Source organism: Saccharothrix coeruleofusca (assembly GCF_014648515.1).
GTDB lineage: Bacteria > Actinomycetota > Actinomycetes > Mycobacteriales > Pseudonocardiaceae > Actinosynnema > Actinosynnema coeruleofuscum.
In genome coordinates, this window is sequence record NZ_BMRG01000001.1 from 830157 (window position 1) to 846672 (window position 16516).

General features: G+C 67.6%; 14 protein-coding genes. 8 read left to right on the plus strand and 6 right to left on the minus strand.

Translation table 11 applies throughout. The features are described 5' to 3' along the window. Positions 1-97 precede the first annotated feature (97 nt). A complete protein-coding gene (locus IEZ00_RS04275) occupies positions 98-1507 on the minus strand; it encodes a M20/M25/M40 family metallo-hydrolase (RefSeq protein ID WP_189221646.1) in 1410 nt (469 codons plus the stop codon). 334 nt (positions 1508-1841) lie between these two features. On the opposite strand from IEZ00_RS04275, the gene pdhA reads away from it, so the two are divergent. Genes pdhA through IEZ00_RS04290 form a run of 3 tightly spaced genes read left to right on the plus strand, consistent with a single transcriptional unit; the run spans position 1842 to position 5459 of the window. Then, positions 1842-3035, plus strand: a complete 1194-nt coding sequence (pdhA, locus tag IEZ00_RS04280) for a pyruvate dehydrogenase (acetyl-transferring) E1 component subunit alpha (protein ID WP_189221647.1) — start codon at positions 1842-1844, stop codon at positions 3033-3035. Beyond that, entirely contained in the window at positions 3035-4057 is a 1023-nt protein-coding gene (locus IEZ00_RS04285; RefSeq protein ID WP_189221648.1) for an alpha-ketoacid dehydrogenase subunit beta, read from the plus strand. The genes pdhA and IEZ00_RS04285 overlap by 1 nt, the downstream gene beginning before the upstream one ends. A 10-nt stretch (positions 4058-4067) precedes the next feature. Beyond that, positions 4068-5459 carry a dihydrolipoamide acetyltransferase family protein gene (locus IEZ00_RS04290; RefSeq protein WP_189221649.1) on the plus strand — a complete coding sequence of 464 codons (1392 nt, stop codon included), beginning with the start codon at positions 4068-4070 and terminating at the stop codon, positions 5457-5459. Positions 5460-5463: 4 nt separating this feature from the next. On the opposite strand, the gene IEZ00_RS04295 is transcribed toward IEZ00_RS04290, so the two are convergent. Beyond that, positions 5464-6858 (minus strand): pentapeptide repeat-containing protein, encoded by a 1395-nt coding sequence (locus IEZ00_RS04295; protein ID WP_189221650.1) that lies wholly within the window; start codon positions 6856-6858, stop codon positions 5464-5466. Between the two features lie 73 nt (positions 6859-6931). Between IEZ00_RS04295 and IEZ00_RS04300 the strand changes: the two genes are divergently transcribed. Further along, entirely contained in the window at positions 6932-7849 is a 918-nt protein-coding gene (locus IEZ00_RS04300) for a helix-turn-helix domain-containing protein (RefSeq protein ID WP_229795011.1), read from the plus strand. 90 nt (positions 7850-7939) lie between these two features. Next, the gene (locus IEZ00_RS04305) at positions 7940-8563 is read left to right on the plus strand and encodes a LysE family translocator (RefSeq protein WP_189221652.1); all 624 of its coding nucleotides are present in this window, start codon (positions 7940-7942) and stop codon (positions 8561-8563) included. Here IEZ00_RS04305 and IEZ00_RS04310 read toward each other — a convergent pair whose 3' ends face one another. After that, entirely contained in the window at positions 8564-9523 is a 960-nt protein-coding gene (locus tag IEZ00_RS04310; protein ID WP_189221653.1) for an NADP-dependent oxidoreductase, read from the minus strand. A 91-nt stretch (positions 9524-9614) separates the two neighbouring features. Between IEZ00_RS04310 and IEZ00_RS04315 the strand changes: the two genes are divergently transcribed. After that, positions 9615-10205 carry a TetR/AcrR family transcriptional regulator gene (locus tag IEZ00_RS04315; protein WP_189221654.1) on the plus strand — a complete coding sequence of 197 codons (591 nt, stop codon included), beginning with the start codon at positions 9615-9617 and terminating at the stop codon, positions 10203-10205. 1106 nt (positions 10206-11311) lie between these two features. Here IEZ00_RS04315 and IEZ00_RS04320 read toward each other — a convergent pair. The 3 genes from IEZ00_RS04320 to IEZ00_RS04330 form a co-directional block, all read right to left on the minus strand. Beyond that, a complete protein-coding gene (locus IEZ00_RS04320) occupies positions 11312-13855 on the minus strand; it encodes an N-6 DNA methylase (protein ID WP_229795013.1) in 2544 nt (847 codons plus the stop codon). A 61-nt stretch (positions 13856-13916) separates the two neighbouring features. Further along, positions 13917-14639 (minus strand): HAD family hydrolase, encoded by a 723-nt coding sequence (locus IEZ00_RS04325; RefSeq protein WP_189221655.1) that lies wholly within the window; start codon positions 14637-14639, stop codon positions 13917-13919. Continuing rightward, positions 14636-15478, minus strand: coding sequence for a GntR family transcriptional regulator (locus IEZ00_RS04330; protein ID WP_189221656.1), 843 nt, complete (start codon positions 15476-15478; stop codon positions 14636-14638). The genes IEZ00_RS04325 and IEZ00_RS04330 overlap by 4 nt, the downstream gene beginning before the upstream one ends. 200 nt (positions 15479-15678) lie before the next feature. Between IEZ00_RS04330 and IEZ00_RS04335 the strand changes: the two genes are divergently transcribed. After that, positions 15679-16140 (plus strand): hypothetical protein, encoded by a 462-nt coding sequence (locus IEZ00_RS04335; protein WP_189221657.1) that lies wholly within the window; start codon positions 15679-15681, stop codon positions 16138-16140. A gap of 2 nt (positions 16141-16142) precedes the next feature. Next, entirely contained in the window at positions 16143-16427 is a 285-nt protein-coding gene (locus IEZ00_RS04340) for a hypothetical protein (protein WP_189221658.1), read from the plus strand. Positions 16428-16516 lie beyond the last annotated feature (89 nt).

A 16516-nucleotide genomic window follows, 5' to 3' on the forward strand; every position in this document is an offset into this window, starting at 1 on the left:
ATCGGGCGTGTCGCTACCACCGTTCGCGGTAAAGATCCGGTGGCCGCCGCGTCCGACGGCCACCGGCACGGCGTCGGTACCGGCTCAGCGCCTGCTCTCAGCGCCGGGCGTGCGCGTCCAGCACCAGCGCCACCGCTTCGGTGACGCGGGCCGCCTGGTCCAGGTGCAGCCACTCGTCGGGCACGTGGCAGTTGCTGTCCGGCCCGACCGCCCCGGTCACCAGGAACTGCGCCTGCGGGTACGCCTCGTGCAGCAGCCCCATGAACGGGATGGAGCCGCCCAGCGACACGGTCCGCCACGGCGCGCCGAAGACCTCCTCGCCCGCCGTGTCCAGCGCCTGGCGCAGCCACGGGGCCAGCTCGGGCGCGTTCCACCCGTCGGCGGCCTCGACCCGGCTCAGCTCGACCTCCGCGCCGTAGGGCACGTCGGTGGTCAGCGCCCGGCGCACCGCCTCCAGCGCGGCGGCCGAGTCGGCGGTCGGCGGCAGCCGGAAGCTGAGCACCAGGGTGGTGGCGGGGCGCAGCACGTTGCCCGCGTCGTCGGGCTTGGGCAGGCCGTCCGCGCCGGTAATCGACAGGGTGGGCCGCCAGCCGCCGTTGAGCGCCAGCTCCACCTCGTCGTCGGTGACCGGCCGCGTCCCGCCCGCCCACGGCACCGAGGACACCAGCACGCCCGGCGCGCTGGCCACCGCCTCGCGCACCTCGGCCACCCGGTTGGCCGGGATCTCCACGTGCGCCTCGGGGATCAGCACCTCGCCGGTCCTGGCGTCCTCCAGCCGGTCCAGCAGCTGCCGCAGCACGCGGAACGAGCTGGGCACGATGCCGCTGGCCATGCCGGAGTGCTGGCCGCCCTCCAGCACCTTCACCGTCACCGTGACCTGGGCCAGGCCGCGCAGCGAGGTGGTCAGCCACAGCCGCTGGTAGTCGCTGCCGCCGGAGTCGAGGCAGACCACCAGCGACACCTCGCCCAGCCGGGCCTTGAGGTGCTCCAGGTAGGCGGGCAGGTCCGGGCTGCCGGACTCCTCGCCGGTCTCCAGCAGCACCACGCACCGCGCGTGCCGCCCGCCCGCCGCGCGCACCGCCTCGACGGCCGCCAGCGCGGCGTAACCGGAGTAGCCGTCGTCGGCCGCGCCGCGCCCGTAGAGACGCCCGTCACGCACCACGGGCGTCCACGGTCCGAGACCGGGCGACCAGTTGGCCACCGGCGGCTGCTTGTCCAGGTGCCCGTACATCAGCACGGTGTCCTCACCGGCCGTGCCGGGCACGTCCACCAGCAGCAGCGGGGTGCGGTCGGGCAGCTGGACGACCTCGACGGCGGTGCCGGGCAGGTCGCGGGCGGCCACCCAGGCGCGCACGTGCTCGACCGCGGCGGCGAGATGGCCGTGCTCAGCCCAGCGCGGGTCGAACGCGGGCGAGATCGCGGGCAGCGCGACCAGGTCGGACAGGCTCGGCAGGATGTCGTCGTCCCAGAGGCCGCGGACGGTACGGGTCAGCACTGATCGGTCCACGCCCCGATCCTGTCACGCGGGCCGCGCCGGGGAGGGTGGCGGACGGCCGTTAACGATCGGTAACCGGGACAGGACTGTCCGCTCAGCGGACGTTCTAGTGGGATGGCCGATGGTTGGCCATCCGAGTGTTCCCGCAGTTCAGCACGCTTTCGGTATAGAAGCGAAGTGGGGCGGGTCTCACTAAGACGGGTGAGGCCATGTCAAGATGTGGATGAGAACACCGTCAGCGCCGACGGTTGTCGAACGTCCTCACAAGGGCGTCGGCGACTGGCGGTGCCGCCGCGCACGGTCGTCACGAGCGACCGGGCGGCCTCCGAGATGAGGAGCTAGGCGCATGTCGTCCCCTGAGAAATGGACGCCCCCAGGGCCCGGCGCCCCACCGGCGACCGCGGCCCGACCGACCGCGGAACAGGTGATCGCAGGTTTGCGAGCGACGGATGAGGGCGGCGCGGACCTGGTCCAGCTGCTGACCCCGGAGGGGGAGCGCGTCCAGCACCCCGACTTCGACATCGACATCAGCGCCGAGGAGCTGCGCGGGCTCTACCGCGACATGGTGCTGGTCCGCCGGGTCGACCGGGAGGCCAACGCGCTGCAGCGCAAGGGCCAGCTGGGCATCTGGGTGCCGCTGCTGGGGCAGGAGGCCGCGCAGATCGGCTCCGGCCGCGCGCTGCGCCCCGAGGACATGGCCTTCCCCAGCTACCGCGAGCACGGCGTGGCGTGGTGTCGCGGCGTGCTGCCGACCGAGCTGCTGGGCATCTTCCGCGGCACCGACCACGGCACCTGGGACCCGGTGGAGCGGCGCTTCCACCCCTACACCATCGTCATCGGCAACCAGGTGCTCAACGCCGCCGGCTACGCGATGGGCCAGAAGTTCGACGGCAAGGTGGGCGACGACGACGGCGAGGCCACCATCGTCTACTTCGGCGACGGCGCCACCAGCCAGGGCGACGTGCACGAGGGCTTCGTCTGGGCGGCGGTCTACGACGCGCCGCTGGTGTTCTTCTGCCAGAACAACCAGTGGGCCATCTCCGAGCCCACCGAGCGCCAGTCCCGCCTGCCGCTGTACCAGCGGGCGCGCGGCTACGGCTTCCCCGGCATCCGGGTCGACGGCAACGACGTGCTGGCCACCCTGGCGGTCACCCGCTGGGCGCTGGAGCAGTGCAGGCAGGGCAACGGGCCGGTGCTGATCGAGGCGTTCACCTACCGGATGGACGCCCACACCACCTCCGACGACCCCTCCCGCTACCGGCTGTCCGACGAGCTGGAGCTGTGGAAGCTCAAGGACCCGATCGAGCGCGTCAAGGTGCACCTGGTCAAGCAGCAGTGGGCCGACCAGGAGTTCTTCGAGTCGATCGAGCGGGAGGCCGACGCGATCGCGGTCGAGCTGCGCGAGTTCTGCGTGACCATGCCCGACCCGCCCGCCGGGCGGATCTTCAGCGAGGTCTACGCCGGGGGCAACCCCGCGCTGGAGGCCCAGCGCGACGAGTTCCTGTCCTACCACGCCGGTTTCGCTGGGGGTGAGCACTGATGGCTGCTCCGACGATGGACCGCACCACCCCGGCCGCGCCCGCGCCGGTGCGCACGCTGACCATCGCCAAGGCGCTCAACCTGGGGTTGCGCGCGGCCATGGAGGCCAACCCCAAGGTCCTGGTCATGGGCGAGGACGTGGGCAAGCTCGGCGGCGTCTTCCGGATCACCGACGGCCTGCAGAAGGACTTCGGCGAGCAGCGCGTGCTGGACACCCCGCTGGCCGAGTCCGGCATCATCGGCACCGCGGTCGGCCTGGCCATCCGGGGCTACCGGCCGGTGTGCGAGATCCAGTTCGACGGCTTCATCTTCCCCGGCTTCGACCAGATCGTCAGCCAGGTCGCCAAGCTGCACTACCGCACCCAGGGGCGGATCAAGCTGCCCATGGTCATCCGGGTGCCCTTCGGCGGCGGCATCGGCGCGGTCGAGCACCACTCGGAGTCCCCGGAGTCCTACTTCGCGCACACCGCCGGCCTGAAGGTCGTGTCGTGCTCGAACCCGACCGACGCCTACTGGATGATCCAGCAGGCGATCGACTCCGACGACCCGGTGCTGTTCTTCGAGCCCAAGCGGCGCTACTACGAGAAGGCCGAGGTCGACACCACCGCCGCGCCCGGCCCGCTGTACGCCTCCCGCGTGCTGCGCACCGGCACGGCGGCCACCCTCGTGGCGTACGGCCCGATGGTGCGCACCGCGCTGGACGCCGCCGCCGCGGCGGCCGAGGACGGCACCGAGCTGGAGGTCATCGACCTGCGCGCGCTGTCCCCGATGGACCTGGGGCCGGTCTACGAGTCGGTGCGCCGCACCGGGCGGCTGGTCGTGGTGTCCGAGGCGCCCGGCGAGTCCTCCATCACCGGCGAGATCGCGGCGAAGGTGCAGCAGGAGTGCTTCTACTCGCTGCAGGCCCCGGTGCTGCGGGTGACCGGGTTCGACACCCCGTACCCGCCGTCGAAGCTGGAGGAGGAGTACCTCCCCGACCTCGACCGGGTGCTCGACGCCGTCGACCGCTCGCTGGCCTGGTAGGGGGACGGGAATGCCGCAGTTCAAGCAGTTCCCCCTGCCCGACACGGCGGAGGGGCTGACCGAGGCCGAGATCCTCACCTGGCACGTCAAGCCCGGCGACGCGGTCGAGGTCAACCAGGTCATCGTGGAGATCGAGACCGCCAAGGCGGCGGTCGAGCTGCCGTGCCCGTGGGACGGCGTGGTGACCGAGCTGCTGGTCGAGCCCGGCCAGACGGTCGAGGTCGGCTCGCCGATCATCACCATCGACGTGGACCCGTCCGGTGCCGCGCCTGCCCCCGCGCCCACCCCCGCCCCGGCTCCGGCCGCGGTGAACGGCGCGGTCAACGGGTCCTCCGGCGGCAAGATCGGCGAGGAGACGGCGGACGGCCGGATCGCCACGCTGGTCGGCTACGGCCCGAAGTCCGGCGCGGCGAAGCGGCGTCCCCGCAAGGGCGCGCCCGCCCCCGTCGCCGCCGCTCCGGCTCCCGCTCCGGCTCCCGCTCCGGCCCCGGTGGTCGCGCCCGCTCCCGCGCCGGTCGCCCCCGGCGGCCACGTGCCGCTGGCCAAGCCCCCGGTCCGCAAGCTGGCCAAGGACCTGGGCGTGGACCTGCGGGCGCTGGCCGGCTCCGGTCCCGGCGGGGTGATCACCCGCGAGGACGTGGAGCGGGCCGTCGCCCCGCCGCCCGTCCCGGCCGTCACCGTCCCCGGCACCGCCACCGGCGGCGCGCGGGAGCGCCGGGTGCCGATCAAGGGCGTCCGCAAGGCCACCGCGCAGGCGATGGTGGACAGCGCGTTCACCGCGCCGCACGTGACGGAGTTCCTGACCGTCGACGTGACCCCGATGATGGAGCTGCGCGCGCGCCTGAAGAACGCGCCGGAGTTCCGCGACGTCAAGCTCACGCCGCTGGCGTTCGCCGCCAAGGCCGTGGTCCTGGCCGTCCGCCGCACCCCCGACGTCAACGCGACGTGGGACCAGGCGGCAGGCGAGATCGTCTACAAGGACTACGTCCACCTCGGCATCGCGGCGGCCACGCCGCGCGGCCTGGTGGTGCCCAAGGTGCGCGACGCGGACCGGATGTCGCTGCGCGAGCTGGCCGTGGCGCTGGACGAGCTGGCCAACACCGCCCGCGAGGGCCGGACCGCCCCGGCCGACATGCTCGGCGGCACCATCACCATCACCAACGTCGGCGTCTTCGGCGTCGACACCGGCACGCCCATCATCAACCCCGGCGAGTCGGCCATCCTGGCCCTGGGCGCGATCCGGGACATGCCGTGGGTGGTGGACGGCCAGGTCGTGCCGCGCAAGGTCTGCCAGCTCGCGCTGAGCTTCGACCACCGCGTGGTCGACGGCCAGCAGGGCTCGCGGTTCCTCGCCGACGTCGGCGCGCTGCTCGCCGACCCCGGCGTGGCGATGACCTACTGACGACCTACTGGGGTTCGGCCGGAACGCCGGGGGCCTGCGGGCTCCCGGCGTTCTTCATGCGCCGCAAGGCTTCCACGAACCCGGCGGGCTCGGCGCCCTCGGCGGTCACCCGCAGCCCGGACGCGGTGACCCCGTCCGCCTCGACCGAGCACCCGGTGAACCGGCCGTCCGCGAGTCGGATCTCGGCCTCGGTGAACCGGCTGCCGCCGAAGCGGAACACGCAGTCCTCGGCCTCCACCGCGCGCAACCCGATCGCCGCCCACTCGTCCCTCCTCTTGCGCGGCTTCATCAGGTTCACCATGGAGAAGTCCACAGTGGACCGCTGCAGCTCCGCGGCGTCCAGCGCGATGGTCCCCACCCGCACCAGAACTTGGTAGAACCGGATGGTCGTGCCCCGCACCACCGCGCCGGTCAGGTCCACGGTGCTGCGGGTCAGCTCGGCGGTGGAGAAGTCGAGCAGCTCCCCGGTGAACTCGGCCTCGCTGAAGTCCAGCGTCGCGCCCTTGGCCGAGACCTCCACGAACGAGGTGACCGCCGCGGTGAACCGAGCGCCGCGGAAGCTGATCCCGCCGGTGAAGCGCGCGTTGGAGAAGTTCGCGCGGGCGCCGTGGAAGGTCGCCCCGTCGAAGGTGAAGTTGCCCTGGAAGACGCGGTTGGACAGGTCGAGGTCCTCGAACTCCACGCCCCGGAAATCCATCCGGACCGTCTCGGAGTCCCAGCCGCGCTCCCACACCCGGTCGAGCAGGGTGTTGATGATCTCCTGCCGGACCTCGCGCTCGGTGCGGTCCTCCGCAGGGTAGGGCGTGCGCAGGTAGCCGCACAGCACGTCCACGCAGATCTGCCGCTGCTCCGGCCAGTCGTCGGCCAGCCCGACCATCGCGTAGACGCCCGCCAGCCGCACCGCGAAGCTGTCGTGCCCGAGCTGCTCGGCGGCCTGGCCGTAGCGCTCGTTGAAGAACTTCGTGCGCTCGCGCTGCTCCTGCCGCGTGGCGATGACGTGCGCCGCCTCGGACAGCTGCTGCTTGCGGTAGCCCACCGCCAGCGCCACCACCCCGCCCAGCCCGCCGACGACCGCCAGCCCGATCTTGAGCAGGTCGAGCAGCTCCGCGGTGGTGAAAGCGGTGATGACGGGCAGCGCGGGCCTGCCGAGCAGCCAGTACAGCCCGCAGCCGGTCGCGGCGGCGAGCAGCACCGCCAGGAGAACCCACTTGACCAGCGCCCACGCCATCGGCCCCCTGGTGCCCCGCGGCGGTCGCGGCTCCACGACCGGGGGTCGGGCCTGCCGTCGCGGCGCGCGGAACTCCAGCTTGAGCGAACCCCGGTGGTCCGCCCTGAGCACCACCACCCACAGGGCGAGCAGCACTAGCAGTGACAACGCGGAGGGCAGGTAGGCGAGCACGAACGGCAATCGTGCCGGACCGGTCGAAAATGGGGTTGAAGTTCCAGTGACTGGAGAGTCGAAGGTGGTCCCCGTGAGGCACTACTACTCGATCGGCGAGCTGGCGCGGCTGACCGGGATGTCCACCAGGACGATCCGGTTCTACTCCGACTCCGGTCTGATCCCCGTGGCGGGGCGGACGGCGGGCGGGTTCCGCACCTACGACGTCGACGGGTTGGCGCGCCTCAAGCTCGTGCGCACCCTGCGCGACCTCGGCGTCGACCTGCCGACCGCGCAGCGCGTGCTCGCGAGCGAGGTGTCCGTCGCCGAGGTGGCGCGGGCGCACGCGGAAGCCATCGACGCGCAGATGCGCACGCTCCGGCTGCGCCGGGCCGTGCTGCGCGTGGTGGCGCGAAACGGGGAGGTGGAGATGGTGCACGAGTTGGCGCGGCTGTCGGAGGAAGAGCGGCAGGCGATCCTGGACGACTTCTTCGACGAGGTCTTCGGCGGCCTGGACCTCGATCCGGCCTTCGACCAGCGGATGCGGTCGGTGCGGGTGGAACTGCCCGACGACCCCACGCCGGAGCAGCTGGAGGCGTGGATCGAGCTGGCGAACCTGGTGCGGGACCCGGACTTCCGGGCCTCCATCCGGCGCATGTCCGAGCGCCACCAGGAGCTGCGGGCAGGCGGCGCGGACCTGTCCGGGCCGGACGAGGAGCAGATGCGGGTGTTCACCGACACCATGCGGCGGGTGCGCGAGGCGCTGGACGCGGGCATCGCCCCGGACTCGGAGCAGGCCGCGCCGATCGTCGCCGAGGTCGGTGAGCAGTGGGCGCGGGCCACCGGTGTGCCCGTCGGCCCGCAGCTGTGGCGACGCATGGAGGAGTTCGGCGACCCGAGGGCGGAGCGCTACTGGGTCCTGCTGGCCCGGATCAACGGCTGGCCCCCGGTGCCGGACACCTCGGCGGAACGCGCCTGGCTGCTGACCGCCGGGCGGGCCCACACCGAGTAGGACGGACGGCGCGGGGCGGCAGCCCGCCTGCCACCCCGCGCCGTCCGGAAATCCGGTGATCAGCGCCGCGCCGCGTGCCACGATCAGGCCATGCCGATCGACCCGCAGCTGCTCGCGGTCTTCACGCTCACCACGATCGTCGCCATGATCACGCCCGGCCCGGACATGCTGTTCGTCCTGGGCTGCGGGATGCGCGGCGGCCCGCGCGCGGGACTGCTGGCCACCGCCGGGGTGGCCACCAGCGAGGCCGTCCACGTGGCGGTGGCGGCGATCGGCCTGGCGGCGCTGTTCACCGCCGTGCCGGTCGCGTTCACCGTGGTCCGGGTCGTCGGCGCGGCCTACCTGGTCCACCTGGGCGTGCGGATGATCCGGCACCGGGACGACCCGCTGGTCGAGCTGCCCACCGGCATCTCCGGCCGCCGGGCCTACCTCACCGGCCTGGCCACCAACCTGCTCAACCCCAAGATGGTCACCTTCACCATCGCCTTCCTGCCGCAGTTCGTCGACCCGGCGCTGGGGCGGGTGTGGCTGCAGTTCGCCGTCCTCGGCGCGATCCTGATCGCCCTGGAGTTCGCCGTGGACGGCGCGGTCGGCGTGCTGGCGGGTCGCATCGGCGGGTGGCTGCGCCGCAGGCGGTCCGCGCGCCGCCGGATCGACATGGCCACCGGTGGGATCTTCATCGGCCTCGGCGTTCGGCTGGCCGTGGACCGGTGATCACACCGTGACGACGATCTTGCCGATGGTGTGCAGGCGGACGAAGTCCACGCACGCCTGAACCCCTTCGTCCAAGGTGTACCGACGGCCGATGGTGACCGGGAGGTCGCCGCGCGCCGCCTGTTCGCCGATCTCGCGCATCCCGCCGAACTCGCCGTCCAGGTCCAGCACGAAGCGCAGGTCCACGTCGTCGCGGCCGTGCGCCCCCGGTTCCGGCACGGGGTAGGTGATGGTGAGGACGCGCCCGCCGGGGCGAACCGCCCCCGCGACGCCGGTCAGCCGGTCGCTCGGCAGGACCAGGTTGAACGCCACGTCGACCTCCGGGTACTCCCCGTACCCGATGAGCTCGTCGGCGCCGAGGGCGCGGAGCACGTCGGCGTCCTCGGGCTTCGAGGTCGCCACCACGTGCGCCCCGGCGGCGGCCAGCAGCGGGATCACCGCGGTGCCGACCCCGCCCGCCGCGCCGACCACCAGGACGCGCTCACCCGCTCGAACCTCGGCGGTCGCCATCAGCGCCCGCGCGGTCAGCCCCGTCGTGGCCAGCGCGGCGGCGTGCTCGGCGGGCAGTTCGGCCGGGCGGTGCGCGATCAGCGGGGTGTCGGCTTCGAAGACCGCGTACTCGGCCAACGCGCCGGTGCTCAGCGAAGGCCGCGCGGCGTTCGCGATCTGGCGCAGCACCCTGGGCACGGCCAAGCCGAACACCTCGTCGCCCACCCGGTAGGCCGTGACGCCCTCGCCCACCTCGCTGACCGTGCCCGCGAAGTCGTTGCCCGGCACGTGCGGGAACTCCACCGACACCACGTCGCGGAAGCCCCCGCCTGGCAGCCGCACGTCGGTCGGGTTGAGGGCCGCCGCGGTGATCCGCACCTGGATCTGCCCCGGTCCCGGCCGGGGCACCGGTACGTCGGCCACCTCGAACCGCTCGGGCGGCCCGTAGTCCCTCGCCACCACTGCTCTCACGTGTCCTCCAATAAACGGACCATGCGGTCACCTTATGGTGGCGACGCTAGCAATAACCGGACCAGGCGGTCAACTTGTTAGGCTCCCGCTCATGACCCGGACTCGCCCGCTGCGCGCCGACGCCGCGCGCAACCGCGAGTCGCTGCTGGCCGCCGCCGCGGAGGAGTTCGCCGAGCACGGCCTGGACGCCTCGATCGCCGACATCGCCCGCCGGGCCGGGATCGGCAAGGGCACCGTGTTCCGCCACTTCCCCACCAAGGACGACCTGCTCGCCGCGATCGTGCTCGACCGCATCGGGACGCTCAACGACGTCGGCGGGCAGCTGCTCACCGCCGCCGACCCCGGCGCCGCGCTGCTGGAGTTCCTCACCTTCGCCGCGCGCCAGCAGCGGCAGTTCGACATGTCCTTCCTGCAAGAGGTGGGCGACATCAACCCCGAGGTGATCGCCGCCCGCGAGGAGATGTTCCGGACCGTGGGAGCGCTGGTCGACCGCGCCCGCGAGCACGGCGCCGTGCGGGACGACATCACCGGCACCGACGTGGTCCTGCTGATGTGCGCGCCGAAGCACGTCACCAGCTACCTGTCCGACCCGCCCCCGGACCTGTGGCAGCGGTACCTGGCCATCATCTTCGACGGGCTGCGCCCGCAAGGCGCCCACCCGCTGCCGCACCCCTCCCCCTGAACGAACCGGGGTACGGGTTGGCAGGCGCGGACGGCGGCGTCGCCTGATGTGCTTCGGCCGCACCGCGCTGCCCGGCAGAATCGCCTTGCCAGATGCGCGGCGGCCTCAGGACCCAGGCACCGCACCGCCTCGTCGGGGCTTGGTCCTCGTCGCCGCCGATGGCGCGACGATCCGATAGAGCCAAGTTCGGCAGCGACGAGTTACACAGTCTCACCAAGCGTTGTAGCAGCTCAGCAGCATGCGGACACTGTCATCCCGACATGCTTTGCCCCATCTTTGAGGTCGCCCTGCGCGCTGTCACCTTTCCCAAAGGAGCCTCAAAGACATCCCTGCGTTAGCCGAGCTCGAAGCCATCGTGCGGGGTAGGTCGGTGCAAGCTGCAGAGTAACTACATGCACCTCTTGCCGTCCGGTCATGAACGAGCCAGAAAAGCGGAGGGCGGGGTCTCCCGCGTCCGAAGACCCCGCCCGTGGCTCCCCGGCAGCCGCCGGGGCAAATCAACTCACTTGATGTGCATCCCGGAGATGGCCCTGGCCACCACCAACCGCTGGATTTCGCTGGTCCCCTCGAAGATGGTGAAGATCTTGCGCCGGGGTGGAGCTGATCTGGCCACTTCGTCTGGAATCGCTGGTTGACCTGCGCATACGTAGTCAACATTCGTCGTCGTTGACCGACCCTTTTCGACCTCTCACGGCCTGGGGACGGCCTGGGAGCTGAGTACTGCACCAGGGCACCACCACGGCACGCGATGCCAACCGCGGCGACTCACGTACCGAGGTGGTGCCCTCCGCTATGCCTGGACACCTCGCGTTGGCCGCTGGCGCGGAGCGTCGGCGGGCGTCGATCGCCGTGCCCAGTTCGACCAAGCCGTGTGACCGCGCGATCGTCCCGGCCGGTGTCGCTGGCAGTTCGTCGGCCTGGCGGCCGTCGCGGCGCGCCGCCACCCGACCACGTGCACCGACTCCGCGCACGGCCGCCGGGCAGAGCGGAGCGGGAGCCCGGCGCGCCGTGATGCGGGGAGTCGGTGCAAACGTGAGGCGGGACCGGCCGTGCGCCGCCGCAGGCGGCGCGCCTTGATCCCATAGAGCCAAGTTCGGCAAAAGTAGCTACTTGCCAATCACCAGGAAATCATAGTCAACCGTCGGGTCGAAGTCGTCATGTGGGGCCACTTCCATAACAGCCTTTCTGGACATTTTGCGCGCATCGATCCGCATACCGATTGCGTCATCGACGTGCTGCGCAATAAGATCACGCTGCAACTTCGACTTTGGCACTGGTAGGACAAGTTCGCGCCACCGACCGCCAAGAGTGTCGATAATGTCCTGTGTAAACCGTTTTGACCAAATTTGTTCTTTGACGATCGGGGTGGACAGCAAAGCCAAAAGGAGGTGCGGGTCGAGTTCTTCGTGGTTCAAGGACTTGAATTTTAGAATGTGACTCTGAAAAAGAATCCTTGAGTCGAGTTCTGTTACCATGGCGCACGTGCCGACCAAATAGGTACCATCGCGCACCATTAGAATGTCACCGATTTCGACGTTTTGTCGGCCTCGGTACGTCTCGTAGATGTCTTTGCTTACGCCGTGCTTGGGATCGCCCTTGATTTCCCAGTTTGCAATGTCGGAAGTGCGAATAAATGGAATTGGGCCAGTTCCGTATGCAAGCTTCCCAACTTCATGCCCTGTAGTGACGGAGAGCAAACCTTTATCAGCCAAGTCGCCCAGCTTGACGAGCTCATGTGTCTCAGACAGCTCGGCTAGCCTCTGAGCCAACTCCGGGTTGTAATACTTGGGCAAGTAGATGGCGTCTGTAATTTCCCGCGAATTTACAATAAACCCGAGATGGTCAAAGGGGAGCTCTTCTCCGTTTATAAACTGGCGGTAGCGGTCGATAATCTCAGGTAGGTCGTCATAGGGAATCTCGTGTCCGCGTGAGTCGTGGCCGCACCATTTTGCTAGGGCCATGAAGATCGGGTAATCGCTATCCTGGATTCCTGTGGTTTTGTCGAGTAGCACGACAGCCGTCTTTGCGTGAGTGTACGGCTGAAACAGTTCCTCCGGCATGGAGATCACTGCTCGAATTCGTGCGCGGGAAAGAATGTACTCGACGATATACCGGTGGGAAGGATTGCAAAGCATCGATTCAGGCAATACAATGCCCATTCGTCCCTGCTCGTCAAGCAGGTTCAAGCAATGTTCGATAAATAGAATCTGAGGCGCTTGACCGTCGCTGATTTTGCTCGACTTGGTGTATGACTTTTGCTTTCTGTCAAAAGTCCATTTGTGTCCCAAATCGTACATTGCGAGCGTTGAGGGGTCGTCAATCTTAAGCTTTTTGCCAAAAGGTGGATTCGTGACAACGATATTGAATCCCCCGCGTCGGACCTCCTCGCGCGCGCGAGATTGCCATTCTTTCGGACTTACAAGAGAATTCTCACAAAAAATCCCACCGCGACCGTCACCCAGAACCGCCATGTACGCCTTGGCAACTTTTGCAAGGAAGCTGTCTTTGTCGATACCGCGGATGTTGCGAATCGCTACCTTCTGCTTTTCCGAATCAATTTCCCCCTCTGGCCATCCCAATTCATTGCCGCTTGCTTCAACCTGTGCCCACATCGAGCGCATTACTTCAACGAGGAATCCGCCGGATCCGCAGGCGGGATCTATTACTCGGTCTTTGGGGCTGGCGTTTACCAGTTCTGCTACGAGTCGCACAACGTTACGCGGAGTAAAGAATTGCCCTTGTGCTCCTTTAAGAGAAGGGCCGATGAATGTTTCAAATGCATCGGCAACTACATCTCGGTCACAATCGACTAGAGAGTACTGCTGAATCTCGCCGACTACGTACGCGACGGAAGCATCGTCAAGACCGATTGTCTCGCCCTTGTCGAAGACATCGTCATACTGCTCGACTACCTTAGAGAATAGCGTTTTTACACGCTGTGCTACTGCTGAAGCGGGCTCTCCAACACCTGCACGAATACGAACCATATCGGAAGGTTTCGTGAAGCGTTCGTCATAAATCTTACAGAAGATGATGTTGATTATCTGTTGAGCAAGTGATTCATCCCGCGTCATACCTACTGCATTTGCAGCGAGGTAGTTCCGAATAGCTCGGAATACAGCGCGTAGGTTGTGTGTAGGTCGCAATGACTGGCGTTGGTAGAGGCCGATATCTTCTACACGCTGCCCATAGCGAGGAATGTTCGGTATTACCTGAAACTGTACCTTGCCGGCGCCTTCAATTTTTTGGAGAAAGAGTCGTTGATTCCCATTGAACCACACACCAAGGTTCGCTCGGGAAAGGCGCAGATAATCTTCCAGCTGCGCCCGACCGTCTTTGCGATTCTTTTGTTTACACTCCACTACGATGTAAAGGTTTTCGTCTGCGTGTGTCGGTGACGAAAAAACCGCAATATCGATAGGGTACTTCTTCTTGGTGTCGGACGGAGACGCCTTGACGTGCCATTGTGGACGAGTTTGTAGATGTTCTACAGGGTAGCCGTAGTCTTGAACTAGTTGGATTGCGAATGGCTGAACGGCCTCGATTTCCTCCGGCGTGGCTTGAACCGACCTGCGGCTGACAAAGTCGATGACTTTCCCGGTATCGGCGTCCACCTTGACCGCCTGCGCTTCCGGGCTATCCTCTTTCACTATTTATCCGTTCCGTAAGACTGGGGTTAATCAGCTTCGTTGGCGTAGTGTGGAGACGACGTCAAGAGCGATCATCATACACTAGTGCGTGGGTGATATTCGTAATCGTTGTTGTAATGTAGTCGGGTTTGCCTTTCGCGAGCAATGCGACTTTTCCGTTCTTGTTTGCATAGCCAATCGACCTGACCCCTGAGCGCTTGGCGGCAAGGATGTCTGACACGGAGTCTCCAAGCATTACCGCTTTGTCTGGCTGCATTTCGAGCGTATTCAAAGCCTGGGTAACTAGGAAATGTGCTGGTTTGAGGACTGAAGGGTCCGCTTTCGTGCGTGCCGATACAACATCTACTAGAGTATGAAGATTCCAGTGGTCCAGATAAGCTCTGACTGCCGAGTCGGAGTTGTTGCTTACCACTGCGAGCTTTCCACCTGTCTCGTGCCAAACTCTCATTAGGATGTGTGCCCCAGGGGTCGGTACGGCAGTTGTGATGGCCTCGACCTCCCAAGCGCGCAGAGCAACCTCGATGTGCTCTGCTTGCTCCGCACCTAAGGTAGCTGCGTAATGAAGTACTTCAAACGGATCCTCCGTTTGAAGCAACTTTGGTGGCATATCGCTGTATCCTATTGCTTTCAGTATAGTGCGCAGCTGGTCAGTGGCTCGCTGCGCAGACATACCTGCGAAGACGGAACAGATTGGACCGTCGAAGTCGAGAAGCAAGGTGTCAGTGGATGTCAAGAGGGCATGCAAGGGGTCTGGCTGATCTACCGGTACGTGGTTGGTGGTCATCGCTTGTACTCCGTGGCGATGGTGTTCCACAGGCTGTCGAACCAGGTGCGGGCCTGTTCGACGTACTGGCTGCCGGTGCTGGTGTCGTCGTCGGTGACGGAGTGGTGGAAGAGGATGGCGTCTTTGCCCATGAGGTCGTAGATCGCCTGGGGCTCCCCGCCGAGGGAGAGCACGTGTTCGCGGACGGGGTAGAAGCCGAAGAAGGCTTCGTCGTTGTTGATCAGGTAGAGCTTGAACAGCGGCGCCGCTCCGTGGACGCGGACTTCGGCGGTGGCGTCCTTGACTAGTCCCAGCGCGCCCAGCTCGGTGACGTTGTCGATGATGGTCAGGGTGTGGCGGCGCATGATCTCGGCGGCGCGGGCGCGGAAGGCCGGGCTGTCGGCGTGGTCGTCGACGGTGCAGGGCACCGACCACGGGACGGTGGGGTCCGGGACGAGGATGCGGACGTGGATGGCCTCGGGCGTCAGCCTGCCGATGCGGATCTTGTCCAGTGGTTCCTGAAGGATGCCGTGCAGGGTCTCGCCGGAGAACCCGGCGAAGTCGATGGTGACGCGCTCGGTCTCGAAGGCCCGTTCGATGTGCGGGCGCAGCCCCACCGGTCGCTCGGTGCGCTCGCGGACGAACACGCCGCTGCCCTGCCGGGAGACGATCAAGCCTTCGTCGCGCAGTTCGCGTAGGGCGTTCTGCACGGTCATCGGGGCCACGTCGTACTTCTTGGCCAGCTCGGCGCGTGAGGGGAGCTTGTCCCCGGCCTTGAAGACCTTGGTGAGGATGGCGGCCCTCAGGGCGTTCGCCACCTGCACGTACGGCGGTCGCGGGTCGTCCGGGTCCAGTGCCATCTCTCTACCTCTCCCGTGGCCGTCTCCCACCGAGAAAGTCTCGGTGGCACTTAGCCAAGGGTAGGTGGCTTGTCTAGCCAGCCTAGGGAGCTAGCTAACCAGCCCAAACGGTGACTTGCTTGACTTGGCTAGCCAAGCTGTCTTAGTGTCCACTTGTCTAGCTCGGACAGGCGGGCTGGCAAGGCGACGGAGGAGCAGTCATGGCAGTGCCTTATGGCACCCGGTTCGCGGCAACGTTCGAGCAGGTCTTCCCCATGGGGGCGCTCATGGTGGGGGAGGTCGCGCCGGACATGGAGTACCTGAGCGCGGAGGACAAGGCGCGCGGCAAGCAGCCCAAGCAGCGCGTGGACGAGACCACGGGCAAGCGGCAGTGGAAGGTGGTCGTCACCGACCCGTCGGCGGAGAAGGAGCGCGACGCCTCGGTGACGGTGACCCTGCTGGCGGACGTGCAGCCGGTTCCGCCGCAGTCCGTACAGGTCGTTCCCGGTGTGGAGGTGCGGCCGGTGGCGTTCGAGGGGCTGACGGTCGAGCCGCGGGTGATGGGCGACCGGTACAAGTACCTCGGCTTCACCATCCGGGCGACCGGCGTCGTCTCGCCGCAGGTGGGGGCCGCGCCCAAGCGTGAGGGGGCCAAGGCTCCGGGCGAGCAGAAGGCGGCCTGACGGTGGCGCGGCCGTCGCGTGAGGCGGTCGCCCGTTGGAACACCGCCTATGCGGAGCAGACCGAAGCGCTGTTCGCCGCGTCGACCTCGGATGACCCGGCGGCGGTGTTTCGGCTGTCGGAGAGCTATTCGGCCGTGGCGCGGGCGTGGCGGATTCTGGCCGCCGATCTGGCGGTGCCCCTGTGGGCTCGTCACGCCTGCTCGGTCGCGGCGGAGGAATTCGACCGTAGGGCGCGGCTGGAGCGGTCGCGCGGAGAACTGCCGGACCCGGATGGAAGTGACACATGAGCATGGTCAAGCGGTCGGCGAGGGATGAGCTGTGGGCGGCGGCGCGGGCCGTGACCACGTTGAAGGACGCGCACGAGGTGTTGACCAAG